Source organism: Candidatus Dormiibacterota bacterium, from assembly GCA_036495095.1.
Classification (GTDB): Bacteria; Chloroflexota; Dormibacteria; order Aeolococcales; family Aeolococcaceae; genus CF-96.
Genome location: DASXNK010000047.1, coordinates 15,918 through 39,298, shown reverse-complemented (window position 1 = coordinate 39,298; position 23,381 = coordinate 15,918). Strand labels below are relative to the sequence as shown.

General features: G+C 71.2%; 30 protein-coding genes and 1 tRNA gene. 5 read left to right on the top strand and 26 right to left on the bottom strand.

Going from position 1 to position 23,381, the window contains the following annotated elements; all coding sequences use genetic code 11:
- From VGL20_05335 to VGL20_05315, 5 genes are all read right to left on the bottom strand, one after another.
- Nucleotides 1-392 (bottom strand): type IV pili twitching motility protein PilT (locus tag VGL20_05335; protein HEY2703095.1); only part of this gene is annotated, 392 nt, incomplete at its 3' end.
- A 49-nt stretch (nt 393-441) separates the two neighbouring features.
- Nucleotides 442-711: a prepilin peptidase gene (locus tag VGL20_05330; GenBank protein HEY2703094.1), complete on the bottom strand. Its 270-nt coding sequence runs from the start codon at nt 709-711 to the stop codon at nt 442-444.
- Between the two features lie 34 nt (nt 712-745).
- Nucleotides 746-1,105, bottom strand: a complete 360-nt coding sequence (locus VGL20_05325) for a hypothetical protein (protein HEY2703093.1) — start codon at nt 1,103-1,105, stop codon at nt 746-748.
- 156 nt (nt 1,106-1,261) lie between these two features.
- Nucleotides 1,262-1,750, bottom strand: a complete 489-nt coding sequence (locus VGL20_05320; protein HEY2703092.1) for a hypothetical protein — start codon at nt 1,748-1,750, stop codon at nt 1,262-1,264.
- Nucleotides 1,751-1,806: 56 nt separating this feature from the next.
- Nucleotides 1,807-2,469 carry a uracil-DNA glycosylase family protein gene (locus VGL20_05315; GenBank protein ID HEY2703091.1) on the bottom strand — a complete coding sequence of 221 codons (663 nt, stop codon included), beginning with the start codon at nt 2,467-2,469 and terminating at the stop codon, nt 1,807-1,809.
- A 163-nt stretch (nt 2,470-2,632) separates the two neighbouring features.
- Between VGL20_05315 and VGL20_05310 the strand changes: the two genes are divergently transcribed.
- The 4 genes from VGL20_05310 (at nt 2,633) to VGL20_05295 (ending at nt 4,904) form a co-directional block, all read left to right on the top strand.
- Nucleotides 2,633-3,004, top strand: a complete 372-nt coding sequence (locus tag VGL20_05310; protein ID HEY2703090.1) for a hypothetical protein — start codon at nt 2,633-2,635, stop codon at nt 3,002-3,004.
- A gap of 18 nt (nt 3,005-3,022) precedes the next feature.
- Entirely contained in the window at nt 3,023-3,964 is a 942-nt protein-coding gene (locus VGL20_05305; protein HEY2703089.1) for a hypothetical protein, read from the top strand.
- 34 nt (nt 3,965-3,998) lie between these two features.
- Nucleotides 3,999-4,074: transfer RNA gene (locus VGL20_05300), tRNA-Arg, on the top strand.
- A 65-nt stretch (nt 4,075-4,139) separates the two neighbouring features.
- A complete protein-coding gene (locus VGL20_05295; protein HEY2703088.1) occupies nt 4,140-4,904 on the top strand; it encodes a site-specific DNA-methyltransferase in 765 nt (254 codons plus the stop codon).
- A 9-nt stretch (nt 4,905-4,913) separates the two neighbouring features.
- Here the strand turns inward: VGL20_05295 and VGL20_05290 are convergent, their stop codons facing one another.
- The gene (locus tag VGL20_05290) at nt 4,914-5,225 is read right to left on the bottom strand and encodes a hypothetical protein (protein ID HEY2703087.1); all 312 of its coding nucleotides are present in this window, start codon (nt 5,223-5,225) and stop codon (nt 4,914-4,916) included.
- Nucleotides 5,226-5,294: 69 nt separating this feature from the next.
- Between VGL20_05290 and VGL20_05285 the strand changes: the two genes are divergently transcribed.
- Nucleotides 5,295-6,179: a biotin--[acetyl-CoA-carboxylase] ligase gene (locus VGL20_05285; protein HEY2703086.1), complete on the top strand. Its 885-nt coding sequence runs from the start codon at nt 5,295-5,297 to the stop codon at nt 6,177-6,179.
- A 29-nt stretch (nt 6,180-6,208) separates the two neighbouring features.
- On the opposite strand, the gene VGL20_05280 is transcribed toward VGL20_05285, so the two are convergent.
- From VGL20_05280 to VGL20_05185, 20 genes are all read right to left on the bottom strand, one after another.
- Nucleotides 6,209-6,628 carry a plastocyanin/azurin family copper-binding protein gene (locus VGL20_05280; protein HEY2703085.1) on the bottom strand — a complete coding sequence of 140 codons (420 nt, stop codon included), beginning with the start codon at nt 6,626-6,628 and terminating at the stop codon, nt 6,209-6,211.
- Between the two features lie 102 nt (nt 6,629-6,730).
- On the bottom strand, nt 6,731-7,570 hold the full coding sequence (locus VGL20_05275) for a cytochrome c oxidase assembly protein (GenBank protein HEY2703084.1): 840 nt from the start codon (nt 7,568-7,570) through the stop codon (nt 6,731-6,733).
- Nucleotides 7,571-7,609: 39 nt separating this feature from the next.
- On the bottom strand, nt 7,610-7,834 hold the full coding sequence (locus VGL20_05270; protein HEY2703083.1) for a cytochrome c oxidase subunit 4: 225 nt from the start codon (nt 7,832-7,834) through the stop codon (nt 7,610-7,612).
- A 150-nt stretch (nt 7,835-7,984) separates the two neighbouring features.
- Nucleotides 7,985-8,902: a heme o synthase gene (locus VGL20_05265; protein HEY2703082.1), complete on the bottom strand. Its 918-nt coding sequence runs from the start codon at nt 8,900-8,902 to the stop codon at nt 7,985-7,987.
- On the bottom strand, nt 8,899-9,954 hold the full coding sequence (locus tag VGL20_05260; GenBank protein HEY2703081.1) for a COX15/CtaA family protein: 1,056 nt from the start codon (nt 9,952-9,954) through the stop codon (nt 8,899-8,901). Before VGL20_05260 ends, VGL20_05265 begins: the two co-directional genes overlap by 4 nt.
- Nucleotides 9,951-11,600: a cytochrome c oxidase subunit I gene (gene ctaD / locus VGL20_05255; GenBank protein HEY2703080.1), complete on the bottom strand. Its 1,650-nt coding sequence runs from the start codon at nt 11,598-11,600 to the stop codon at nt 9,951-9,953. Before ctaD ends, VGL20_05260 begins: the two co-directional genes overlap by 4 nt.
- The gene (coxB, locus tag VGL20_05250; protein HEY2703079.1) at nt 11,600-12,367 is read right to left on the bottom strand and encodes a cytochrome c oxidase subunit II; all 768 of its coding nucleotides are present in this window, start codon (nt 12,365-12,367) and stop codon (nt 11,600-11,602) included. Before coxB ends, ctaD begins: the two co-directional genes overlap by 1 nt.
- Nucleotides 12,368-12,574: 207 nt before the next feature.
- Nucleotides 12,575-12,775 (bottom strand): hypothetical protein, encoded by a 201-nt coding sequence (locus tag VGL20_05245; GenBank protein ID HEY2703078.1) that lies wholly within the window; start codon nt 12,773-12,775, stop codon nt 12,575-12,577.
- Nucleotides 12,776-12,831: 56 nt separating this feature from the next.
- On the bottom strand, nt 12,832-15,372 hold the full coding sequence (locus VGL20_05240; protein HEY2703077.1) for an EAL domain-containing protein: 2,541 nt from the start codon (nt 15,370-15,372) through the stop codon (nt 12,832-12,834).
- Between the two features lie 19 nt (nt 15,373-15,391).
- Nucleotides 15,392-17,062, bottom strand: a complete 1,671-nt coding sequence (locus VGL20_05235) for a S8 family serine peptidase (protein ID HEY2703076.1) — start codon at nt 17,060-17,062, stop codon at nt 15,392-15,394.
- Between the two features lie 243 nt (nt 17,063-17,305).
- The gene (locus tag VGL20_05230; protein HEY2703075.1) at nt 17,306-17,968 is read right to left on the bottom strand and encodes a response regulator transcription factor; all 663 of its coding nucleotides are present in this window, start codon (nt 17,966-17,968) and stop codon (nt 17,306-17,308) included.
- The gene (locus VGL20_05225; GenBank protein ID HEY2703074.1) at nt 17,961-19,415 is read right to left on the bottom strand and encodes an ATP-binding protein; all 1,455 of its coding nucleotides are present in this window, start codon (nt 19,413-19,415) and stop codon (nt 17,961-17,963) included. The genes VGL20_05230 and VGL20_05225 overlap by 8 nt, the downstream gene beginning before the upstream one ends.
- Nucleotides 19,397-19,762, bottom strand: a complete 366-nt coding sequence (locus VGL20_05220; GenBank protein ID HEY2703073.1) for a hypothetical protein — start codon at nt 19,760-19,762, stop codon at nt 19,397-19,399. The genes VGL20_05225 and VGL20_05220 overlap by 19 nt, the downstream gene beginning before the upstream one ends.
- 62 nt (nt 19,763-19,824) lie before the next feature.
- Nucleotides 19,825-19,968, bottom strand: a complete 144-nt coding sequence (locus VGL20_05215) for a hypothetical protein (GenBank protein ID HEY2703072.1) — start codon at nt 19,966-19,968, stop codon at nt 19,825-19,827.
- On the bottom strand, nt 19,968-20,096 hold the full coding sequence (locus VGL20_05210; protein ID HEY2703071.1) for a hypothetical protein: 129 nt from the start codon (nt 20,094-20,096) through the stop codon (nt 19,968-19,970). Before VGL20_05210 ends, VGL20_05215 begins: the two co-directional genes overlap by 1 nt.
- 17 nt (nt 20,097-20,113) lie before the next feature.
- The gene (locus VGL20_05205) at nt 20,114-21,076 is read right to left on the bottom strand and encodes a cytochrome c (GenBank protein ID HEY2703070.1); all 963 of its coding nucleotides are present in this window, start codon (nt 21,074-21,076) and stop codon (nt 20,114-20,116) included.
- Nucleotides 21,073-21,648 (bottom strand): hypothetical protein, encoded by a 576-nt coding sequence (locus VGL20_05200; protein ID HEY2703069.1) that lies wholly within the window; start codon nt 21,646-21,648, stop codon nt 21,073-21,075. The genes VGL20_05205 and VGL20_05200 overlap by 4 nt, the downstream gene beginning before the upstream one ends.
- A 40-nt stretch (nt 21,649-21,688) precedes the next feature.
- Complete coding sequence (locus tag VGL20_05195) at nt 21,689-22,423, bottom strand: cytochrome b N-terminal domain-containing protein (protein ID HEY2703068.1); 735 nt, start codon at nt 22,421-22,423, stop codon at nt 21,689-21,691.
- Between the two features lie 30 nt (nt 22,424-22,453).
- Nucleotides 22,454-23,089 carry a Rieske 2Fe-2S domain-containing protein gene (locus VGL20_05190; GenBank protein HEY2703067.1) on the bottom strand — a complete coding sequence of 212 codons (636 nt, stop codon included), beginning with the start codon at nt 23,087-23,089 and terminating at the stop codon, nt 22,454-22,456.
- 99 nt (nt 23,090-23,188) lie between these two features.
- Complete coding sequence (locus VGL20_05185; GenBank protein ID HEY2703066.1) at nt 23,189-23,323, bottom strand: hypothetical protein; 135 nt, start codon at nt 23,321-23,323, stop codon at nt 23,189-23,191.
- Between the last annotated feature and the right edge of the window lie 58 nt (nt 23,324-23,381).

Below are 23,381 nucleotides of genomic sequence, written 5' to 3'. Positions count from 1 at the left end.
ATCAGACCGCGGGGCAGCTCCACCAGCCGCTCCACGACCGCCGGCAGCCGGAGGTCGCCGAAGGAGGGGATCGCGTTGGGGATCGCCCGCAGCGCGATCGCGTAGGTCGAGCGCTGCCTGAAGGCGTTTCCGCGGACGCGGCCACGCTCGGTCCACTGGAAGGAGAAGTCGACGGCGCCCTGCTCCTCGAGGGTGTGCCGCGCTCCGTCGGCGACCAGCTGCTGGACGAGCTCCTCGGTCTGCAGTGCGGTGAGCGGCCGCGACGTCGCCGGGGTGAGCCGGCCGTCGATGCGCAGGCTCGGCGGAGCGCCGACGCTCAGCAGGAGGTCGGTGGCGCCCTGATCGAACAGGGCGTCGAGGAGCGGACCGATGCTTACGGAATCGTTGGGCATGCGCAGATGGACCATAGGGTAGGTGTACACCTCGAAGCAAGGCCCTGGGTCACCGTCGCGTCACGAGCAGGACAACCACCACCCCCACGACTGTACCGATCAGCTCACGCACCAGCAGCGAGACCGGGATCCGCGCCCCGCAGCGCCCGCACCGGCCATGCAGTGCGAGGTAGCTCACCACCGGCACCAGCTCCCAGCCGCGCAGCTCGCGCCCGCACCCGTCGCACCCCGAACGGCCGGCGAGCGAGCCGCGCCACCCCCGACCGGCGATCACCCCGGAGTAGGACCCGACCGCCGCGCCGGCGAGGGCGCCGAGGATGGCGAGCCAGGCGACGGAGGCTCCGCTCAGCGGGTCAGCCGGCGGCGAGGGCGGCCAGGTTGGCGACCACGGTGAACCAGGCGACGAGCGCGAGGGCCGCGGTCACCCCCGCCGCCACCCTGCGCGGGAGAAGGGAGAGCCCGACGAGGATGGCGCCGAGCACCACGGCCTTGACCGTCCAGAGGCTGGCCATGCCCGCGTGGAGGTAGAGCCAGGAGCCCATGGGGTTGCGCTCGCGCAACCCGATCGAGAGCGCTCGCCCCGTGGTGAGCAGGTCGGCGGCGCCCGCCCCGCAGTAGACGATCCACAGCAGGCGCAGCGTCCGGTCCCGGAGCAGCCCGGCGACGTCCGGGCGGCGATTCGTCCAGGCGGACCGGTCTGGGGACTGGATCACCGGGCTCTCCTCTCGCTCGACTGCCGGCCAGGGGACCAGCCTAATCCCTCGAGGCGGTCCGCTGGTGACATTCGATGCGACATCTGGGTCGCAGAAGCCCGGCTGGTCGGGGGGGATGTACGGCCGGCGGAGGTCGACCCGCGTCCCCCGGGGTGCCTAGTCGCGCCGCTCCTCGCTGACCATCGACTCGGGCACGCTCACCACCCGGTAGGGGAGATCGGTGATGTCGTAGTAGCGCACCGGCTTGCCGAGCCGCTTGGCGATGCCGATCTGCACCTTCACGCCGAGCGAGAGGTTGCCGAAGACCCAGAGCTGGTCGCAGCGCACGATCAGGTTGTTCAGGGCCTCGCGGACCACGTCCTTCGGCACCGTGTGGAGCAGGTAGTAGTCGAAGAGCATGAACGGCGTCAGGGGCACGAAGCCCTCGTCGAGCACGAACTTGGTGATGTGCGCGCGCCAGTAGAAGTTGCGGTTGCTCATCCCCACATAGACCAGCTGGCGGGGACGGCGCAGGGTGCGTTCCGCCTGCTCGGCGGGGCTGGCCTTGGGGGTGGGAGCGAAGATCCGCTCGAGGATCTCCTCGGCGTTCTTGGTCGCGCTCACCATCCCGGTGACGGGCGGCTCGGGCTCGGTGATGTCAGGCACGGGCTCTCAGTCGACGGAATTCGGCAACCGCGGGATCTTAGCATCGCCACATGGCGTCACCGCTCCGGGTCGCCATTCCCGGCCCAGTCCAGCAGGCCGCCCAGCCGCGCCAGCGCCGCCTCGAGGCGGAGCCGCCGCTCGGGGTCGTTGAGCCAGCGGCTCTGGCCCGAAGGATGGGGCAGCGGCAGCAGGAGCCGGTCGACCGCGGGCGACGTCTCCTCCACCCGGGCTCCGGCGGCGTCGACGGCGTGGCCGACGGCGTCGTCGAGGCGCATCCCGCCGAGCAGCCGGGAGAGGGCCAGGCTGCCGACCGGGATGACCAGCCGCGGCGCGAGCAGCCGGAGCACCCCGTCCAGCCAGCCGGCGCAGAGCGCCACCTCCGCCGGTCCGGGGCGGCGGTCGCCGGCGCCGTCGGGGCGGCGGCCGGGGAAGCAGGTGGTGGTCGAGGTGATCCACACCCGGTGGCGGAAGTCGTCCTCGTCCCGGAAGCCGGCGCGGATCATCCAGCGGACCAGCTCGCGGCCGGCGCGGCCGGCGAAGGGCCGGCTGACGTCGTGCTCGACCGGCCCGGGCGCCTGGCCCACCAGCAGGATGCGCTGGCCGGGGCGGCCGCTGAAGACCGGCCGGGCGACGGCGATCAGGCCGCCGTCCGCGCAGCGGGTGCAGGCGCGGTGGGCGGCAACCAGCTCCTCGAGGTCTCGCTCCCGCGCCTCCGCCACGCCGCGATTGTCGCAGCCCCGCGGCCGCCATCCGTCGCCTCTCGATCTGGCCCCCTGGGCCGGGCCCACGCGGAGGCGTATGATCACCGGAGCCGCCAGCCCTCCTGATGTCGTCGACGGGCGGTGTCCGCCCACGAACCCGCAGGTCGACACGCGCTACAGGATGTCTGACGAGCTCCGTTCAGCCCCCGGCCACCGGCCAGAGCAGCGCCGCAACCGTGGCGCGCCCCCGTGGTGGGCCGCCCTCGACCGCTCCGACCTGCCCGAGGACGACAGCGGCGGCGCCCCCCGACCCTCGACGGTCGACCGGCCGGCACCGCGCCGCTCCGCGGCCGCGGCCGGGGTGACCGGTCACCCCGCCCGGGTGCGCAATGCGGCGATCACCGCCCTGGTGGTCTTCGTCGCCGCCCTGGTGACCTGGATCGGGATCGGTGGCGGCTCGCTGCGGAGCGTGGTGGTGGTCCTCCTCGTCTTCGGCGTGCCGGCGCTGCTCGCCGCGGTCACCGCCGCGGTCATCGTCCGCCGCTCCGGCTGACGGGGCACGCGCCGGGGCGTGAGCGACGGCGGACGCCGTGACCGGGCGGGCGCGGGTGACCCCGAGCCGGAGGCTCCGCTGCCCGCCGGCCGGCGTCCCCACCTCGACCCCGACGCCTGGTCCTCGCGCCTGGTGCGCGGCGCGCTCCTCCCCGACGACGCCACCGGGCGCCGCCAGCCCGACCACCGCTTCCGCACCGTCGCCGCCCGCGCTCCCGAGGAGGGTGGCGCGGACGTCGACGCGACGGCGCTGCGGCTGCTCGCCACCGCGCCGCTCCGCGGCGTGGGGCGCATCGTCTACGCCTCCAACGCCGTCTTCCTGCTGGAGCTCGAGGCCCCCGACCCCACCGACCCCGAGCTGCCGCTGCGGGGCGTGTACAAGCCGGCCCGCGGCGAGCGGCCGCTCTGGGACTTCCCCCACGGCACCCTCCACCTCCGGGAGGTGGCCAGCTACCGGGTCGACGCCGCCCTCGGGTTCGGGCTGATCCCGCCCACGGTGCTCCGCGATGGGCCCGCCGGCCCCGGCTCGGTGCAGCTCTTCGTCGACGTCGCCGAGCGCCGCCCCACGCCCGAGGAGCGCGCGACCCTGGAGCGACAGCTGCCGCTGCTCGCCACCCTCGACGCCCTGATCAACAACGCCGACCGCAAGGGCGCACACCTGCTGGTCGGCCGCGACCTGCGCCTGTGGGGGATCGACAACGGGTTGAGCTTCCTTCCCTACCCGCGGCAGCGGACGGTCCTCCTCCAGCTCGGCGGCAGCCCGCTCCCCGAGGAGGCCGCGGTGGCCGTCCGCGAGCTCCACGCCGACGCCCGGCGCCGCACCCGGCTGCGCCGCCAGCTGCTGCGGCTGCTCGACGCCGAGGAGGTCGAGGCCTTCCTCTGCCGTCTCGCCGAGCTCGCCGCGACCCCCGTCCATCCCATCCTCGACCCCTGGGACGGGCGCCCCTTCGAGTGGGGCTGAGCAGTCCCGCGGGTATACTCGCCTTCCACGCCGTGCGCCTGTAGCTCAGCTGGATAGAGCACCGGCCTCCGGAGCCGGGAGCGGGGGTTCAAGTCCCTCCAGGCGTACCACCCCTCCCCCACCGCCCGCTGATAGAGTTGCGAACGAGCGTTCGGGTGGCGGAGGTGAGGTGGCGATGCGACCGCTGACGCAGGACGCGGTGGCGCCGGCGCCGTACGACATCCGCCAGGACGACTGCATCCGCTTCCTGCGCGGCCTCGCCGACGAGTCGGTCGACCTCATCGTCACCGATCCTGCCTATTCCGGCATGAACCAGCACATGCAGTTCGGTCACGGCCGGATCGTGGGGCACTACCGCGACCACCACGGCGACGGCCGCTGGTTCACCGAGTTCCACGACGACCCCGACAGCTACCGGGCCTTCCTCACCGAGTGCCACCGCGTGCTCCGTGACGGGCGGCACATCTACATCATGTTCGACAGCTTCTCGCTGCTCAGCCTGGGCGCGGTGGTCCGCGAGGTGTTCGACGTCAAGAACGTGCTGGTCTGGGACAAGGTCAACCTGGGCATGGGCCACTACTTCCGGCGGCGCCACGAGCACGTGCTCTTCGCCACCAAGGGACGGCGCCGGCTCTCACGCCGCGACCTGCCCGACGTGTGGGCGATCAAGCGGCTGACCCGAGCGCCGTATCCGACCCAGAAACCGGTGGCGCTCTTCGAGCGGATGCTGGCGGGCAGCACCGAGCCCGGCTTCCTGGTCTGCGACCCGTTCGTCGGCAGCGGCTCGGCGGCGATCGCCGCGCTCCGGAACGGCTGCCGGTTCGTGGGTGGAGACATCGCCGAACGTGCCGTCAGCATGGCACGGACCCGATGCGCGACCTACCTCGCCGGGGGTGTCGACCCATTGGAGCCCGCCGGGGTCGGCGGCCTCCCCGGCTGACGCGGCCAGCTAGTCGATGTCGTCCTCGACGGTCAGCATGAGCGTGTCCTGGAGGTCGTACAGCGCATCCATCCAGTCCGCGATCGGGACCTCTCGGAGAGGCCTGCGGACGATCGGATGCTCCTCCTCCGCCACCAGGCGGTACGCCTTCCCGGTCAACTCACGAGGAACGTCGGGTTCGTCGGCGAGATTGAGGAGCTCAAACTCGTTGAGAAGCTCGTCGATGTATCGGATGCGATTGCGACGCGCGTAGCGATGCTCGCGCTCACGCTCGTGGTGCTCGTTGAGACGTTCGATCTGCAAGACGGTTCTATCGATCATCCGACCCCTAGGCTCCCAAACGGGGGCAATACTCCTGTCTGTGGGGTGTAGTGCCCAGTGCCACCCGGGATGGTAGCCCCGTCCCACTTTCGCGTCAACTGCGTTGATCTCACGGTCCGAACGGTAGGACGGGTCTGGGTCACGACGTTGCGGAGGCTTGCCAATGGACATACGACAGTGAGAGAAGCGACCGGGCCGCTGCTCGTAGCAGGTTCAACGGCCTTCCCCGGCTTCTCGTTTCGCTCAGTTTCGAGAACGCCGAGCACCCAGGACCTGGTGCGCGCCGCGGCCCGCGCCGGGGCCGCCGCCGGCCACCTCTGCGTCGCCGGCGAGCAGACCTCCGGGCGGGGGCGTCAGGGCCGCCGGTGGGTGGCGCCGCCGGGGACCGCGCTGCTCGCGTCGATCCTGCTGCGCCCCCGCGCCGCCGCCGAGGGGGTGCCGATCGCCGCCGGCCTCGCCGTCGCCGACGCCATCGCCGCGCTCGGCGTCGAGGTGGGGCTGAAGTGGCCGAACGACGTGATGGTGGGGGGTGCGAAGCTCGCCGGCATCCTCGCCGAGGTCGAGCCCGCCGCCCCCGGCGACGGGACCGCGGTGGTGCTGGGCGTCGGCGTCAACCTGCGGGTCGAGGAGTTCCCCGAGGGGGCCACGGGCACCAGCCTGCACCTCCTGCTCGCCCCGGATCCGCCGCCCACCGCCGAGGAGCTGCTCACCCTGCTGCTCCCCGCGCTCGCGGCGCGGGTCCGCGCGCTCGAGAGCGGAGGGATCGCCGCGCTCCTCGACGGCTGGCGGGCCCGAGCCGTGGGCCTCGGCGGACCGGTGGTCGCCGAGACCCCCGCGGGCCGGGTGGAGGGCAGGGCGGTCGACGTCGACGTCGACGGCGCGCTGCTCCTCCAGACCGGGTCCGGCACCATCCGGCTGCTCGCCGGCGACGTGCACCTCGTCTCCGAGCGCTGACCCGATCTCCGGGCGCTGACCCGCCCTCGTCAGCCGACGGTGATCGTTCCCGCCATGCCCGGCGCGTGGAAGGTGCAGACGTACTTGTAGGTGCCCGCCTTGGAGAACTTCACCAGGAACTGGTCACCGCCGTTCATCGTCGGCGACGCCACCCCGCCATCGCTGAACGTGACGTTGTGCGGGGTGGTCCCCGCGTTGGTGAAGGCGACGATGTCGCCGGCCTTGACGGTGGCCGTGGCGGGATCGAACTTGAGGTCGTCGGTCTCCTTGACGGTCGCCACCGCGGTGCCGCCGGTCGCGACCTCGATGGCGGCGCCGCCCCCGGCGCCGCCGGTGCCACCGGTGGTCCCGCCGGTGCCCGCGTCGGGCGGAGGACCGTTCCCGCAGGCGCTGAGCACCAGCACCAGGGAGGCGCCGGTCCCGAGCAGGATGCTCCGGAGTCTGGTCATCGACATGCCCTCCTCACCGGGATGTGCGTCGCTGTGCCACTCGGGGAACGGAGCGGCGCGGAATCCGTGCCTTCGCCCGATCAGCCTGGGATTTTAGGGTATTCACCCCATGAAAGGCGGAGCGATCGCTTCGATGTCGTCGTCCGCGGGATTGCCGAGGATTCGCCAGAAGATCACCGAGATCGCCGCGAAATAGACGAGGTTGCCAAGCCCGAACATCACCACTCCGGCAATCTGCTGATCGGTGACCGGGCTCAGGCCCCAGAGCCGCGGCGCCCGGGCGTAGAACTCGTAGAAGGGGCTCCGCGCCACCGCGAAGATGAGCCCGAGCACGGTGGGTGGCACCCCGGCCACCGCGAGGGCGGCGATCTTCTGGAAGGAGCTCACCGGGGTGGTGCCCTCTCCCCGGATCGGGTCGACCACCGCCCACCAGAGCACCACGCCGACGGCGATGAAGGTGACGTGCTCGACGATGTGCAGGGTCTCGTTGCGCAGGGTGGCGTCGTAGAGGGTGGGGATGTGCCAGACCAGCAGCACCGCGTTGAAGAGCACGGTGGCCGGCAGCGGCCGGGTGATCGCCGTCCAGAGGCGCCGCGGCCCCGGCGACCGGGCGGGGTCGGGGGAGCGCATGCCGCAGAGGCCGAGGAGCACGAGCGGCGGCGACACCATCATCAGCACCAGGTGCTGGACCATGTGCAGGGAGAGCAGGTAGTTGTCGCCACCGGTGTCGACCGGTGACTCCAGCGCCAGGAACGCGGTCAGCATCCCGAGCCCGAACAGCCAGGGCCGCCAGCGCGCGGAGGCGAGCCATGGGGTGACGTCGTCGTCCCGCCGCAGCCGGCCGCGTCGCACCGCGATCACGTAGGCGGCGACCAGCGCGGCCAGGCCCAGGGTGACGGTGGGCTCGAAGGTCCAGTCGCCGAGCCCCAGAGATGCCTTCACGATCGCCTCAGGGTAGCGGGCGCGTACCGCCCGGGACCCTCAGTCGGGCAGTTCCTGGAATTCGTTGCGGGCGGCGCGCACCCAGGCGAGCAGGCTGAGGATCAGACAGACCAGACCGATGATCGCCAGCCAGACGCCGACGATGATGCCGATGAAGAACGTGGTGAGCGAGGCCGCGGTCGAGAGCGGCACCCAGCTGTTGGGGGGCAGGTGGATCTCGTCGTGGCCGCCGTGGCCGTGCTGGTCATGCGAGGTGTCCGCCATCACCGATCCCCCTAGCCGACCGCGTTGAGGTAGATCTGCGCCCACACGAAGGTGACGCCGAACATCGCCAGGAGGATGACGAAGAGCGCGATGCCCATCCGCATGTTGCGCCGGGCCAGGTTCTTGTCCATGCGTCGGAGCCTCCGTGAGTCAGCCGGGGATGACGACGCGGTCGATCGCCATCACCGCGAAGAGCAGCGCCAGGTAGAGGAGCGAGAAGTGGAAGAGGCGCGAGGCCGAACGCGCGCTGGGATCACCGAGCAGGCGCAGGGCGTCGGCGAGGAACAGGCCGTCGAGCACCGCCGCCCCGGCCATGTACACCCAGCCGAAGGAGTGGGCCAGGAAGGGCAGGACGGTGACGATGAGCAGGATGAGGGTCCAGAGCACGATGTGGACCCGGGTGCGGCGTGAGCCCACCACCACCGGGAGCATCGGCACCCGGGCGAGGGTGTAGTCGCCCTGCATCAGCAGCGACAGCGCCCAGAAGTGGGGCGGGGTCCAGTAGAAGATCACCGCGAAGAGGAAGAGCGCGGCGACGTCGAGCCGTCCGGTGACCGCCGCCCAGCCCACCAGCGGGGGCACCGCCCCGGCGGCGCCGCCGATGACGATGTTCTGGATCGAGCTGCGCTTGAGGTACATCGTGTAGACGAGCACGTAGAAGAGCAGAGCGCTGGTGGCGAGCACCGCGGCGAGGAGGTTGGCGAAGAGGGCGAGCACCAGGAAGCCGGCGGCGCCGAGCCCGATCCCGAAGGCGAGCGCCGCGGTGGGGCCGATCCTCCCGCTGGCGATGGGGCGGCCGCAGGTGCGCTGCATGGTCCGGTCGATGTCGCGGTCGAACCACATGTTGATGGTGTTCGCGCCCGCGGCGGCGAGCGCCCCGCCGGCCAGGGTGGCCAGCACCAGCCAGGTGCCCGGCCAGCCGCGCGCCGCCATCACCATCGCGGCGAGGGCGGTCACCTCGAGCAGGACGATGATCCGCGGCTTGGTGAGCGAGACGTAGTCGCGGGCGACCGCCCGGAGCGCGCGCGGCTCGGCGGCGGCGGTCTCCAGGCCGACGGCGACGGTCATCGCGCCACCTCGGCGTGAACCGATGCGGAGGCCTGCGCCGGCGCGGTCGCGGAGGCGTCGGAGCGCAGCGTGCCCGGACGGACCATGATCGCCAGCACCGCGGTCGCCGCCCACAGCGCCGACGCCAGGGCGAGGTGGACCCCGCGGGTGGCGGAGCGCAGCCGCATCTCGACCAGCACCGCGCCGGCGGCGACCTGGGCGAGGAGCAGCAGCATCACCAGGAGCGAGGCGAGCCGCACCGGGCGGACCCCGCGGTGGGTGCGCACGACGCCGTGGACGGCGAGCAGCAGCACCACCGCGACCACCCCGGCGACGCCGCGGTGGAGCAGGTTGTAGGTCGCGTAGGTGCCGCCCTCGAGCTGGAACCCGTTGCCGCAGAGTGGCCAGCCGGCGCAGGCCCAGCCCGCCCCGTTGGCGACCACCAGGGCACCGCTGAGAACGAGCACGTAGGTGGCGGCGGCGGCCCAGGTGAGCCGGCGCACCGCCGCCGCCCGGGCCGGGTCGGCGGCCGCCCGCGGGGCGCCCGAGGTGTCGGCGTAGGTCTGCACCGCCGCGTAGAGGAGAACGCCGAGCAGCAGCAGGGCGTTGGCGAGGTGGACGAGCACGACCTCGCCGGGCAGGCGCAGCTCGACGGTGACGGCGCCGAGCAGGATCTGGACGACGAGCAGCACCACCACCGCGGTGACCGGGAGGGTGACCCGCCGGAGGTGCCGGTAGCGGGTCCAGGCCACCACCGCCAGGGACACCACCAGGACGGTGGAGAGGGTGGCGAGCATCCGGTGGGAGAACTCGATCACCGTCGCCAGGTCGGCGGGCGGCACCAGCCGGCCGTGGCACAGCGGCCAGTCCTGGCCCCTGATGCCGCAGCCGAGACCGCTCCCGCTCACCCGCACCACGCCGCCGGCCACGATCAGCAGGTAGGTGGCCGCGGAGGCGGCGACGGCGAGCCGGCGGAGCGCGCGGGAGGGCGCGCGAAGCACCCGCTCCGAGCCCCCCCCATCCACCGTGGTGGCGCCCGTGGCGCTTCCCGCTCCGAGCGGGACCGAGGTCATGCGGTGACCTTCCTCGCGGCCCGGCGCATGTCCCGCACCGGGCGGGCGCTGCGCACCTCGGGGATCACCTCGAAGTTGTAGACCGGGGGCGGAGACGTGGTCGCCCACTCCAGGGTGTCGCCCTCCCAGGGATCCGCGGGGGCGTTCTTGGGGGCGCGCATGCTGATGAAGAAGTTGATGAGGAAGATGGCCACCGAGGCGGCGATCAGGAAGGCGCCCATGGTGGAGACCGAGTTCCAGTCGCCCCAGCCCTTGTGATCGTCGTAGGTGCTGATCCGGCGCGGCATCCCCAGCAGGCCGAGAACGTGCATGGGCATGAAGGCGAGGTTCATGCCGATGAACATGACCCAGAACTGGAGCTTGCCGAGGAACTCGTTGAGGAAGCGGCCGGTCATCTTCGGGAACCAGTAGTAGACGCCGGCGAAGACCCCGAAGACGCTGCCGCCGAAGAGCACGTAGTGGATGTGGCCGACCACCCAGTAGGTGCCGTGCAGGGAGTAGTCGACCGCCAGGCTGCCCAGGTAGACGCCGTCGACGCCGCCCACCAGGAAGAGGAGGAGGAAGCCGACGGCGTAGAGCATCGGCGTGTCGTAGCGGATGCTGCCTCCCCACAGGGTCGCCGCCCAGTTGAAGATCTTCACCCCGGTGGGCACCCCGATGATCATCGAGGTCGCCGAGAAGAAGGTCTGCACCGCGATCGGCAGGCCGGTGACGAACATGTGGTGGACGAAGACCACGAAGCCGAGCACGGCGATCGCCGACATCGAGTACGCCATCGCTCGGTACCCGAAGATCGGCTTTCGAGAGAAGACCGGGATGATCTCGCTGATGATCCCGAACGCCGGCAGGACCATGATGTAGACCGCCGGATGTGAGTAGAACCAGAACATCAGCTGGTAGAGCAGGGCGCTGCCGCCGTGGTTCACCGCGAAGAAGCTGGCGCCGGCCTGGCGGTCGAGGAGCACCATCAGCAGCGCGCCGGCGAGGAAGGGCGAGGCCAGCACCACCAGCGCCTGGGTCACCTCCTGCGCCCAGCAGAACAGCGGCAGCCGGAAGAAGGTCAGGCCCTTGGCGCGCATGTTGTGGAGGGTGACCAGGAAGTTGATGCCGCCGAGCATCGACGAGAGGCCGAGGGTGTGCAGTCCGAGGATCCAGAGGTCCTGGCCGACCGAGGGGCTGTACTGCCGCTCGGTGAGGGGCACGTAGCCGGTCCAGCCGGCGTCACCGGTGCCGCCGAAGAGGAACCCCGCGTACATGGTCAGGCCGCCGAGCGGGATCAGCCAGTAGGACAGGGCGTTGATGCGTGGGAAGGCCATGTCCCGGGCGCCGATCATCAGCGGCACGACGTAGTTCCCGAAGCCGGCGAAGACGGGGATGATCCAGAGGAAGATCATCGTGGTGCCGTGCATCGTGAAGATCTGGTTGTACTGCGCCGGGGTCAGGAACTTGTTCTGCGGCTCGGCCAGCTGGATGCGCACCAGCAGGGCCATGATCCCGCCGACCAGGAAGAAGAAGAAGGTGGTGTACAGGTAGAGGATGCCGAGCTTCTTGTGGTCGACGGTGGTCAGCCACGAGATCAGACCCTTGTTCTTGTCCCAGGGGGACGTGGCCCGGGCCCGCGGCAGCGGGGCATCCATCACCGCCATCACTGACCTCCTGCGCCGGACCCGGTCCTGGCGCTGTTGCTGTCAACCCTGTCGATGAACGCCTTGAACTGGTCACCGGGAACGGCCTCCACCACGATCTCCATGGCGTAGTGGTTGTCGCCGCAGAGCTCGGTGCACTGGCCGTAGTACTTGCCCGCCCTGTCCGCCTGGAACCACATGTGGTTCAGCTGGTTCGGGATGGCGTTGATCTGGCCGCCGAGGGTGGGGAGGTAGAAGGAGTGGTTGACGTCGGCGGAGACCACCTCCAGCGCCACCGGCCGGCCCGCCGGCACCTTGAGCACGCTCACCGCGCGCTTGCCCATGATCCTGGTGTAGCTCAGCTTGGTGTCGTGGTTCTCGCCGCCGGGCACCTGCACGGCGGTGCCGCAGTCGGTGTTGTAGTAGTACGACCAGGAGAAGCGCTGGCCGAGCACGCACACCTTCAGGGCGCCCTGCGGGGCCTGGGTGATGAAGTTCATGTTGACCGCGGTCACGATGAACAGGCTGAAGAGGATCAGGAAGGGGACGATGGTCCAGGCGAACTCCAGCCGGTTGTTGCCGTGGACCTGCACCGGCTCCTCGTCGTCGCTCTTGCGGCGGAACCGGAGGGCGCTGTAGATGATGAACGCCGACACCACGACGAAGAGCACCACCGACGCCCAGAAGATGGGCGTGTAGACACTCTGGATGTGCTCCTCCACCGGACCCGCAGGGTGGAGTGGAGAGCTGTCGTACGTGGTGCCGAACTGATCGGCCGCCAGGATCACCGGCGCGACCCCCGATGTGGTCGATGGGGAGCATCGCCCTTCCGCCCCCTGGGGGAGGGCGGGGCAGAGCACCCGCATTTTGGCACCCACCGGAAGGGGGCGTCAAACGAGCGATCTAGGCACTACACCCCAGAGGAGGGGGTTCCTTCCTGGGGCAAACACCCTATGCGATGGGGGCCCATCGGAGCCTGGGCCGGGAAGGGCCGGCTACTTCTTCCAGGGAGGGGTGACCGTCCCCAGCTGCCGCTTGACCACCTCGGTGATGTCCACGTTGGTGAGGGCCGCCTGCTCCCAGGTGCCGCGGGCGGTGGGCACCATCCCGGGGTCGGGGACCGGCCGGGCGCCGTTGGCGGGCTCGTCCTCGGACGCGGTGTCGCGCAGGCGGCGGAGGAGGTCGAAGAGGCCCATGGCGACCGCAACATACCAGACAAGCGTGTTGCCGCCGCCACCGTGACCAGGCCGACTCAGCGGGCGGCGGCGGCGCACTCCCGGCGGGCGCCGGCGCGGAGCAGCTCCTCCATCGCCGCGACGTCCATGGGACGGGCGAAGTAGTAGCCCTGGGCCATGTGGCAGCCGAGGTCGAGCAGGTGGTCGCGCTGCTCGCGCCGCTCGACTCCCTCGGCGATCAGGTCGAGTTTCAGGGTCCTGCCGAGGCGCACGATCGCCTGGGCGAAGGCGCGCTTCTGCGGGTCCTCGGCGATGCCGTCGACGAACGGCTTGGCGATCTTCAGGCTGTCGACGGGGAGATGCTGGAGCGCGCTGAGAGAGGAGTACCCGGTGCCGAAGTCGTCGATGGAGAGCCGGACGCCGAGGGCCTTCAGCTCGTTCAGCCGGCCGCTGGGCGCCCCGCCGTCCACCATCACGCTCTCGGTGATCTCCAGGGTGAGGAGCCGGGGGTCGAGCCCGGTCTCGGCGAGCACCCGGGCCACCTGGCGGACGAATCCCTCGTCCTGCAGCTGGCGGGGAGACAGGTTCACGCTCATCCCCAGGTCGCCGTGCTCGGGGTGGTCCACATGCCAGGCGCGGGCCTGGCGGCAGGCGATCTCGAGGACGTGGATCCCCAGCCCCACGATCAGCCCCGTCTCCTCCGCGAGAGGGATGAAGTCGTTGGGCGGCATGGCGCCGCGCAGCGGGTGCTGCCAGCGCACCAGCGCCTCGACGCCCACCATGCGGGCGTCATCGAGGCGGACGATGGGCTGGTACTGGAGGAACAGCTCGCCACGCTGGACGGCGCGCTCCAGGTCGGTGCGCAGCTCGAGGCGCCGCACCAACACCTCCTGCATGCTCGCCTGGTAGACCTCGAACGCCCCCTTGCCTCGCTGCTTGACCCGGTACATGGCGAGGTCGGCGCGGCGCAGCAGCTCCTCGCCGTCCACCTCCTCCTCACCGGCGAGGGCCACGCCGATGCTCGCGTGCATCGCCAGCTCGCGACCCTGGAGGACGAAGGGCTCGCGCAGGGTCTCGACGATCCGCTCGGCGACGCGGGCGGCCTCGGCGGGGCCGGCGACGTCCTCGACCAGCACCGCGAACTCGTCGCCGCCGAGCCGGGCGGTGGTGTCGAAGGGACGCAGCACCGCCACCAGGCGGTCGCCGGCGGCGCGCAGCAGCTGGTCGCCGGCGGAGTGGCCGAGCTCGTCGTTGACCAGCTTGAAGTCGTCGAGGTCGACGAAGAGGACGGCGACGCCAGGGCCGCCCACCGCCCTCCGCCGGGTCAGGGCGTGGGCCAGGCGGTCGCTGAACAGCGCCCGGTTGGGAAGGTTGGTGAGGGGATCGTGGAACGCCTGGTGCTTGAGCCGGTCCTCGAGCCTGCCGTTCTCGAAGGCGACGCTGGCCTGCACCGCGAGGGTCTCGAAGAGGGTGAGGTCCTCGGCGTTGAAGGTGTTGAGGTCGCCGAGCCGGTTGCCCACCAGCATGGTGCCGATGATCCGGCTCTCGCTGCGCAGGGCGATGAACATCGCGTCCTTGAGGTGGCGGCTGCTCAGCACCGCGGGCAGGAGCGTTCCCTCCCGGCCACCGAGCCGGACCCCGCGCTGCTCCTCGACCGCGAAGTGCACCAGCTCGTCGAGCAGGCCGATGTCGACACGCCGGTCGCTCTCGACGAAGGCGTCGCGCCGCAGCATCGAGCGGAGGGCGGCGCCGCCACCCGGGGGCGGGAGCAGGGTCACCTCGGCGACCTCGGCCTGGAAGACCCGGCACAGCTGGGCGAGCAGCGCGGAGGTTGCCGCGCCGTCGGTGGGGGTGCGCTGGAGCAGCTCGCTCGACTCGTAGAGATGCTGCATCCGCTCGTGTCGCTGCCGCTCGGCGCCGTACGCGGCGTAGCCGGCGACCAGGGTGCCGACCGGCGCCAGCAGCAGCCAGAGCTCGTGGCCGTCGCGCCAGAGCACGAAGACGGCGAGCAGCGCCAGGCTGGCGTTGGTCACCCCGGCGAGGAGCTGGAAGAGCAGCCCCTGGAGCATCGTCCGCCGCGGCGGCCGTCCCTCCGACAGGGTGACGGCGAGCATGATCAGGCCGACCCCGAGCAGTGAGACGGCGGCCACCACGAGCAGCACCGCCGCCCCCGCACCCGGGCCGAGCGCACCTCCGCGGTGGACCAGGTGGCCGACCGCGATCGCGGCCACCTCGGTCTCGAGCGCGAAGAGCCCGAGGTTGAACAGCAGCTTGAGCGGGGGCTGGCGGCGCAGCAGCCCCATGGCGACGAGCGCGCCGAGCACCCGGGCGAGCACCAGGTCCGACGGGTCGGCGAGGAAGAGCCCCAGCACCAGCGGCATCTCGCTCAGCGAGAAGGAGTGGGCGCTGCTCCGGAAGTACAGGCAGATCCGCCACCATTCGGCGACGACGAAGAGCCCGGCGAGAAGGTACCAGGGGATGTGCACCGGCGCGTCGACTCCGCGCAGGTGGCGGGTCTCGATGACCTGGAGGACGGCGACGCCGGCGAGGATGGCCGCGGTCAGCGCCCAGACCGGCGCCTGGGCACGGCGGCCCCCCAGGTCGCGCTCCGCTGTCATCGTGCCGGCGACCTCACTCTCAGGCCCAGAAGTCGGTGGACCAGCCGCCGCCCGACCAGCCGCCGCCCGACCAGCCGCCGCCCGACCAGCCGCCACCCGACCAGCCGCCGCCCGACCAGCCGCCGCCCGACCAGCCGCCGCCCGACCAGCCGCCGCCCGACCAGCCGCCGCCCGACCAGCCGCCACCCGACCAGCCGCCGCCGAGGGCGGCCACCAGGGCGGCGAGGGCGGCATCGAGGCCGCCGGGTCCGGAGCCGCGGGACAGCTCGAGCGAGCCGCTCCCGGTCGACACCGGCCAGCTCTGGTGGGTGTCGGGGGTGGGCGCGGTGAGCAGGGGCTGGAGCCGGAGCCGGCCCGCCCCCTGGAGCAGGGCGCTGGTCCCGGGCAGCGGAGATGCGCCACCGGTGAGGAGCGCCTTCACCTGGTCGGGGGTGGCCGACGGCCGCTGCGAGAGGACCAGCGCGGCCGCCCCCGAGACCACCGCCGCCGCCTGGGAGGTGCCGCTGCCGCGGAAGAAGCGGCCACCCACCGTGGCGGTGGCGCCGTGGAGCACGTCGAGGCTCGAGCCCGGGTCGCGCAGGCTGGCGATGTGGGTCCCGGGGGCGACCAGGTCGGGGGTGCGGGCCGCGGTGCCGGCGCTGGAGAAGGCGGCGACGGCGTCGTCCGTGGTGGCCGGCGTGCCCATGGTGTCGACCGCTCCGGCGGCGATGACGTAGGGGTCGGTGGCGGGATCCGCCAGCCCGTTGCTGGCGTTCCCGAAGTTCCCGGCCGAGGCGACCACGACCAGTCCCCGGCGCCAGGCCATCTCGGCGGCGGCGGCGAGCGGGTCGAGGGTGTACGGCTGGCTGCTGTTGGTTCCGAAGGAGAGGTTGAGGACACGGATGTTGAGCCCGTTGGCGGTGCGATGGTCGACCACCCATCCGATGCCCGCGATCACCTGGGAGACGTCGCTGTTGCCCTGGGCGTCGGCGACCTTGACGTTCACCAGCCGCGCGTCGGGGGCCATGCCGACGAAGTCGGCGCTGTCGCCCGCGTAGGCGCCGGGCACCGCGGCGGTGTCGCGCCCGGCGATGATCCCGGCCATGTGGGTGCCGTGGCCGAAGCCGTCGACGGACCGCAGCGCCGGCGAGAACGCGTCCAGGGTGAGGTCGGGTCCGTTGACCACCTTTCCCGGCACCGAGAGGCCGTCGACGGCGGCCACCCCGGAGTCGATGAGGGCGACGTCCACGCCGCGTCCGGTGAAGCCGTTCTGCCAGAACGCCTGGGCGCCGGTGCCGAGGGTGGTGGTGAAGAGCGAGCCGGCGTCGCCGGCGGGGTCGAAGCCGCCGCTCGCCGAGAGCCGGACCGGCGCGTCGGGCTCGACCGACACCACTCCGCCGGTGGCGAGCAGGACCGCGATCCCCGCCTGCGGGAGCCGGGCGGCGAAGCCGTCGATGATCGGCAGCGGCAGCCCCACCCGGCCGCCGAGGTCGCGCACCGCCTGCTCGGCGGCGCCGAGGCCGCTCCCGGGCTGGACCCGCACGATGACCGGCTCCAGCGGGCCGGTGGCCGACGACGCGGCCGACGCGAGCACGGTCGTGCCCGCCGCGAATGCCACCATCAGTCCCAGGCCGGCGGCCGCGGCGCGAGCGCGTCCCCTCCCCCAGCTGCCGCCGTCGCGGGTGCCGCGGGCACCTCCGGTTGCAATCATCGCCGTGTCCCCCAGGTCGTGGGCACGGCGCCTGGTGCAGACCGCGCGCACCGCGTCGAATGGATTCCATGGAACGGTGCCGGGTGATCAGACCACGCCGGCGGCCACGGACCACCGTGCAAAACCGTGAACAGCCTGCACGAGCGGAAACGAAGCGATGACGGCACCGATTTACAATCGTTGACGCCGCCCGCGACCCCGCGACACGGCGGTGACATCCGTGGCCAACTGCGCGCCGGCCGGTCAGTCGACCTGGACCATCCCCAGCCGGATCGCATACTTGACCAGGTCGGTGTTGCGGTGGATGTCGAGCTTGGTCATCAGCCGGGTGCGGTGGTTGTGCACCGTCTTCACCGAGAGGTCGAGCATCTCGGCGATCTCCCGGCTGGAGTGGCCCTCGGCGATCAGCTTGAGGATCTCCTGCTCCCGCCCGGAGAGCCGGCGGCCCTGGGTGGTGCCGTCCTGGCCGCGGTCGCCGCGCTGCAGGTAGTCGCTCATCAGCGCCTTGGCGAGGAGCGGGGACAGGTACGAGTGGCCCTCGTGGGTGGAGCGGATCGCGCTCATCAGCTCGAGGCCGCCGCTGCGCTTGAGCACGTAGCCGGAGGCGCCGGCGCTGATCGAGCGGAAGAACACATCCTCGTTGTCGTGCATGGTGAGGATGAGCACCTTGATGGCGTCGTTCTGGGTGCGGATCTGCCGGGTCGCCTCGATGCCGTCGAGCTGAGGCATGGTGATGTCCATCAGCACCACGTCGGGGGCCAGGCTCAGCGCGGTCTGCACCGCCTGGCGGCCGTCCTCGACCTCGCCGACCACCTCGAGGTCGGGCTCGCCCTCGAGCAGCGAGCGCACGCCCTCGCGGAACATGGCGTGGTCGTCGACGAGGAGCACCCGGATGCGCTCAGCCATGGGCGCTCACCTGCGCCTCCTCGCCGAGCGGGATGCTGGCGGAGATCCGGGTGCCCCCGCCGGGGCGGCTGGCCACCCGAAGCGAGCCGCCGACGATGCTGGCACGCTCCCGCATCCCGGCGATCCCGAGCCGCGAGCGGGCGGCGCCGTTCTCGCCCTCGAGCTCGAAGCCGACGCCGTCGTCGGTGACATCGAGGCGCACCGCACCGGGGAGAAAGCGCAGCCGGAGCCGGACGCTGCGGGCGTCGCTGTGCTTCTGCACGTTGGCGAGTGCCTCCTGGGCGATCCGGTAGAGGGCCACCTCGACGGTCGCGGCCAGCCGGCGCGGCCGCCCCTCGGTGTCGACGGAGGCCTCGAGCGGGGTGTCCGCGGTGCGGTCGCGGACGTGCCGGGTGAGCGCCGGCAGCAGCCCGAACTCGTCGAGGGCGGGCGGCCGCAGCTCCGTGGCGATCCGCTGGAGGTCGCTCAGGGTGGCGCTGGCGAGCCGGCGCAGCCGGGCCAGGGTGGCGGTGAGCTCGGGCTGGCCCTGCCGCGCCGCCGCCGCCTCGGCGGCGTCGACGGTGGTCATCAGCGCGGCGAGCAGCTGGTTGGACTCGTCGTGGAGCTCGCGGGCCACCCGGCGGCGCTCCTCCTCCTGGGCGTGGATGACCATGTCGGCGAGCCGCCGAATCTCCTCGCGCTGCCGGTCGAGGGAGACGGTGAGGGCGCGGCTCTCCTCGAGGCGGCGGGCGAGGTCGACGGAGAGCTTCGCGTTCTCCTCGGCGATCGCCCGCTGGGTGCGCACGCTGCTCATCAGCCGCCGCTCCGCCGCCTGGATCTGCGCCGCGCCGGCGGCGCTGATGAATCCCACCCCCCACACCGAGAAGAGGAACAGCAGGACGTGGCCCACGTGGGCGCGGGCGGCCTGGCCGAAGATCGGGTCGAGGGGCAGCACCGCGCAGAACGCGATGCTGATCACCGCGCAGATGGCGTACAGCGTGCGCGTCTCCAGGGTGAGCGCGCAGGCGATGATGATCAGGTAGTAGAGGAAGACGAGCAGGCTCATGTGGTAGCCGGTGAGCCGCACCACCTCGGTGGTCAGGACCACGTCGACGAGCAGGCCGAGCACCACCTTGGTGTGCGAGAGCCACACCCGCGGCAGCACGAAGTGGTAGACGACCGCGTAGAGCAGGGTGGTGGCGAGCAGCACCAGGAACCACGGCGTCGCCGGCCGGGCGATGAAGTCGACGTGGACCAGGGTGGCGGCGAGCGCCACCGGCACCGCGGTGGCATGGGCCAGCCCCATCAGCCGCTCGTAGTGCAGCAGGCGGGAGCGCTCCGCCCCCCGGATCCGGCCCGCGGTGCGGTGACGCGGCCAGTCCAGCCCGCCGGTGGCGGGGGGAACGATGCGGTGCACGGCCTCGAGGGCCGCGCCCAGCCCGCTGCCCTTCACAGCCGGAAGAACCACCAGCGGCCGCCGCTCAGCCGCCGCTCGGTGATCTCGACGGCGGTCCGCCGGGCGTCGACCACGGCGCTCGCCCAGAAGGCGAGGCCGAGCATGATCAGCGCCAGGAAGACGATCACCGAGCCGAGGGCGAGGAGCAGGAACAGGGTGCCGGCGCCCCGGTGCAGCAGGGACGTGCCGAGCCGCTCACCGGCGGTGATGAGGAGCACCGCCGGCCCGATGGTGAACACGGTGGCGAGCAGGAAGAAGGCCGCCTTGGCCGGCTGCAGGTTGTAGAGCTGGCCGAGGCCCGGCACCACCGAGAGCGCCGCCGCAACCCGTGGATCGCGCCGCCTATCCGTCTCGGCCACGGCCCCTGCCGCCGGCCGTCTCATCGCCGGTCGGGCCACCGCGGATCACCTCCGTCGTTCCGCTACCCCGCCATGAAGCTGCGATAGCAGAAGTATGCGGCGAGCAGGAGCGAGCATCCCGCCCAGATGGAGACGAAGAGCACATCGCCCCAGCCCGCGTCACCGGGGTCGAGGGAGCCGAGCAGGGCCCAGATCTGTGGATGCATCAGTGGCTCTTGAAGTTCTCGAGGTAGTGCTCGAGAAGGATGATGACGAAGGTGCCCATGAGGAGCACGACGAACATCCCCATGGTGCCGACGAAGGCACGCACCGTGCTGCTGGTGCCGCGACGCATACCACGCTCCTCTTTCATCACGGCAGTGTCTGGTACTGCTCCCAGTGCCGAATGAACTGCACCAGGATGCTGATCTGATCCTCGGAGAGCACCCGGGTCACCTTGCCCGGCTGCTTGTCACGAGTGGGGTCGTAGTGGAAGTCGGACGCGGCCGAGCCCCACGCCGGCATGACGCTGCCGAGGTGCTCGAAGTCGGTGTACCCGTACTCGATGCACCGGTAGTAGTAGTCCTCGTTGAAGTAGCCGAGCCGGTCCTGGTTGGAGAGCGGCGGCCCGACCTTGCCCTCGCCGAGGCCGCCGTGGCAGGTGGCGCAGTACTTGTAGTAGAGCGACGCACCCTCGGTCCAGGTGAACTCGGGGTTGATGATCAGATTGAGGTGCGACTCGCTGTCGGTGAGCGAGAGGCGCCCGCCGTTGTGGCAGGTGATGCATCCCACCGAGTCGAGGCCGAGCTCGCGGCCGTTGTTCTGCGCCGGGCTCAGGAACTTGGGGATGAAGCCCGGCAGCTTGACCGTGTCGACGGTGCCCGGCTTGTCACCGGCGATGGTGTACGGATGGAAGCCGTCGGTGGTGGCGTAGCTCTCCTCGCCGTACTTGTCGTAGAGCTGCTGGGTGATCGTCGCCGGGTGGACGAGGGTCAGGCCGTAGGTCTTGGCGATCTCGCCGTGCTTGGGCTCGTACTTGAGGAAGTCCGTGACCAGGCGCTCCGCCGCCTTCTGCGGGCCGATGATGGTGAGGTCGGGCACGTGGCAGCTGATGCAGCGCTCGACCCGGAAGGTGTCGCCCCGCCTGGCCTCGGTGAAGGTGGGGAACAGCTGCTGCACGGCGACGTCGAACTTGGCGTCCTTGTAGTCGCGCTTGTACTGCTCCTGCAGCGCCAGGTAGTGCCGGTCGCTGCTGTCCTTCGCGGCGGCGACGCCGGTCAGGACCAGGATGAAGGCGGAGAGGGCCAGGAACAGCCTGGTCAGGCCGGAGCTCATACGCCCGGATTCACCCCGGGATGGCCGAGGAGGCGATCCCACTGCCAGTTGAAGGCGACCCCGCGGAAGAACACCCCGATGACCACGAACGCCACCGCGAGCATGATGTAGACGGTCATCAGGGCGATCGCCACCTTGCGGTCCTGCGGGCGCCGGCTGGGGTTCTTGTCGATGTAGGGGGTGAGGATCATCCCCACGATCACGAAGGTGGGGAAGGCCACCCCCGCCATCACCGGCGGGAAGCGCTCGAGCAGCTCCTGGAGGCCGAGGAAGTACCAGGGCGCCTTGGCCGGGTTCGGGGTGATCGCCGTGTTCGCCCGCTGCAGCAGGGGCGCGTTCACCCAGGTCGAGACCAGCATCAGGAAGCCGGTGATCGCCATGCTGGCGAGGAACTCACGGAAGACCAGCGCGGGGAAGGTGACCACGGTCTCCTCCTCCTCGCGCCGGCGGACGACCAGCGGCGGCGTCGCCAGCTCGGGGCCGGTGACCCCCCGGCGGGTCGGAACGGGGGTGCGACCGCCCCCGTTCGGCCGGTTCCCGGAGCCTCCGCCGTTGCCGACTACCGTGGCCATGGCCGTGCGCCTCCTTGGACGGACTCGTACCTCTCCATCCCTACAGGCCTCCGGTGAACCCGTCCTTCCGGACGCGCCAGAAGTGGATGACCATGAGGATGAAGCCGATCAACGGGAGGGCGACCACGTGGAGCACGTAGAAGCGGATCAGCGCTCCCTGGCCGACGGTGCGGCCGCCGAGCATCACGTAGCGGGTGTAGGGGCCCGCGATGGGCGCGTACTTGGCCATGTTGGTTCCCACGGTGATCGCCCACACCGCCAGCTGGTCCCAGGGGAGCAGGTAGCCGGAGAAGGAGAGCAGCAGGGTCACGACCAGGAGGATGGAGCCGATCGCCCAGTTGAACTCCCGCGGGGGCTTGTACGACCCCTGGTAGAACACCCGGGCCATGTGCAGCCAGACGGTGATCACCATGCCGTGCGCCGCCCAGCGGTGGAGGTTGCGGGTGACCAGCCCGAAGGTCTCGACGAACTGCAGGTCCTTGATGTTCTGGTAGGCCTGGTCCACCGAGGGGATGTAATAGAACATCAGGAAGAGGCCGCTGATGGTCAGCAGGATGAAGAGGAAGAACGAGAGGCCGCCGAGGCAGAGGGTGTAGGAGACGCGGATCGCCGACTTCTTCACCCGCACCGGGTGGATGTGGAGGAAGAAGTTGGTGAGCGCGGTGCGCGCCGCCACCTTGTCGGTGCTCGGCAGCCCGTGCCGGAAGATCGAGCCCCACAGCTGGGACGCGAACTTGACCAGCGGATTGGGGCCTCCCGCGCCAGTGGCTCTCATCGCTCCTCCGCTTCCTCGTCCCGGCCGACCCTAGGGCAGGGTCTTGCCGTTGTCCTTCTTGGTCTTGGGGTCGAGCCGCCACTCCGGCTTGGTGGTGACGCCGGCTCCGCGCTGCACCACCAGCTTCCCGCGGTCGACCACGAGCTTCCCCGAGGGGCTGTACTGGACGTCGACCCAGTCCATCGGACGCGGGGCGGGCCCGTAGAAGTTGGTCGAGTCGATGTAGTACCGGCTGCCGTGGCAGGGGCAGGCCCAGCCGTTGGGGATCTGCTCGGCGGCCTGGCGGGCGCCGCGCCCCTTGGCCACGTCGTCGGCCACGCCGGTGCCGCTGGTGACGTTGGTCACGTAGTTGGGAGTGCAGCCCAGGTGGGTGCAGACCAGGTAGACGGCGTAGTAGCCGGCGTCGTCGCGGATGATGCTCACCCGCTTCTCGGTGATCTGCAGCGGGTTGCCCACCGTGATCGCGTCGGGGACGACGTCGACGGTGAAGGCGAGCGGCTCCTCGAGGTTGGCGTTGGGGAAGAGGAAGCCCAGGGTCTTGATCCCGCCGAACAGGGACGCCGCCAGTGCCGCCAGGATGCCCATGAAGAGCAGGAACTGGCGACGGCTGATGTCCGCCAGTCGATGGAGGCGGCCTCGCGGCGTGTCGTACGGATTCAGGCCCATGAGGTCCCTCGGCGGAGGCTCGGACCCCCCCGGGAGGGGGAGGAGGCTTGGGTCATTCTACCTATGCCCGGACGGGACTGGAAGTCCGCCACCGGGGCCCTACACGAAGGGGTTGGCGGCCGGTGGAGTGACGATGTCGGCAAAGACGATCGTCGAGACCATGATGACGACGAACACCAGGGCGATCACCAGGCATCCGAAGTCGGATCGCAACGCGAGGATCAGGCGTTCCACCGGCAGAGGGTCTCCGGAGCGTCAGCTGAGGCTCCCAGAGGATAGCTTGCACGGGTGG

Bases quoted from the DNA above. Each gene is read 5' to 3' on its own strand.
- VGL20_05310 (HEY2703090.1), top strand. From the start codon at position 2,633: ATGTCTGACGAGCTCCGTTCAGCCCCCGGCCACCGGCCAGAGCAGCGC.
- VGL20_05295 (HEY2703088.1), top strand. From the start codon at position 4,140: ATGCGACCGCTGACGCAGGACGCGGTGGCGCCGGCGCCGTACGACATC.
- VGL20_05290 (HEY2703087.1), bottom strand. From the start codon at position 5,225: ATGATCGATAGAACCGTCTTGCAGATCGAACGTCTCAACGAGCACCAC.
- VGL20_05285 (HEY2703086.1), top strand. From the start codon at position 5,295: ATGGTAGCCCCGTCCCACTTTCGCGTCAACTGCGTTGATCTCACGGTC.
- VGL20_05280 (HEY2703085.1), bottom strand. From the start codon at position 6,628: ATGACCAGACTCCGGAGCATCCTGCTCGGGACCGGCGCCTCCCTGGTG.
- VGL20_05270 (HEY2703083.1), bottom strand. From the start codon at position 7,834: ATGGCGGACACCTCGCATGACCAGCACGGCCACGGCGGCCACGACGAG.
- VGL20_05265 (HEY2703082.1), bottom strand. From the start codon at position 8,902: ATGACCGTCGCCGTCGGCCTGGAGACCGCCGCCGCCGAGCCGCGCGCG.
- VGL20_05260 (HEY2703081.1), bottom strand. From the start codon at position 9,954: ATGACCTCGGTCCCGCTCGGAGCGGGAAGCGCCACGGGCGCCACCACG.
- ctaD (HEY2703080.1), bottom strand. From the start codon at position 11,600: ATGGCGGTGATGGATGCCCCGCTGCCGCGGGCCCGGGCCACGTCCCCC.
- VGL20_05245 (HEY2703078.1), bottom strand. From the start codon at position 12,775: ATGGGCCTCTTCGACCTCCTCCGCCGCCTGCGCGACACCGCGTCCGAG.
- VGL20_05240 (HEY2703077.1), bottom strand. From the start codon at position 15,372: ATGACAGCGGAGCGCGACCTGGGGGGCCGCCGTGCCCAGGCGCCGGTC.
- VGL20_05235 (HEY2703076.1), bottom strand. From the start codon at position 17,062: ATGATTGCAACCGGAGGTGCCCGCGGCACCCGCGACGGCGGCAGCTGG.
- VGL20_05230 (HEY2703075.1), bottom strand. From the start codon at position 17,968: ATGGCTGAGCGCATCCGGGTGCTCCTCGTCGACGACCACGCCATGTTC.
- VGL20_05215 (HEY2703072.1), bottom strand. From the start codon at position 19,968: ATGCATCCACAGATCTGGGCCCTGCTCGGCTCCCTCGACCCCGGTGAC.
- VGL20_05210 (HEY2703071.1), bottom strand. From the start codon at position 20,096: ATGCGTCGCGGCACCAGCAGCACGGTGCGTGCCTTCGTCGGCACCATG.
- VGL20_05205 (HEY2703070.1), bottom strand. From the start codon at position 21,076: ATGAGCTCCGGCCTGACCAGGCTGTTCCTGGCCCTCTCCGCCTTCATC.
- VGL20_05200 (HEY2703069.1), bottom strand. From the start codon at position 21,648: ATGGCCACGGTAGTCGGCAACGGCGGAGGCTCCGGGAACCGGCCGAAC.
- VGL20_05195 (HEY2703068.1), bottom strand. From the start codon at position 22,423: ATGAGAGCCACTGGCGCGGGAGGCCCCAATCCGCTGGTCAAGTTCGCG.
- VGL20_05190 (HEY2703067.1), bottom strand. From the start codon at position 23,089: ATGGGCCTGAATCCGTACGACACGCCGCGAGGCCGCCTCCATCGACTG.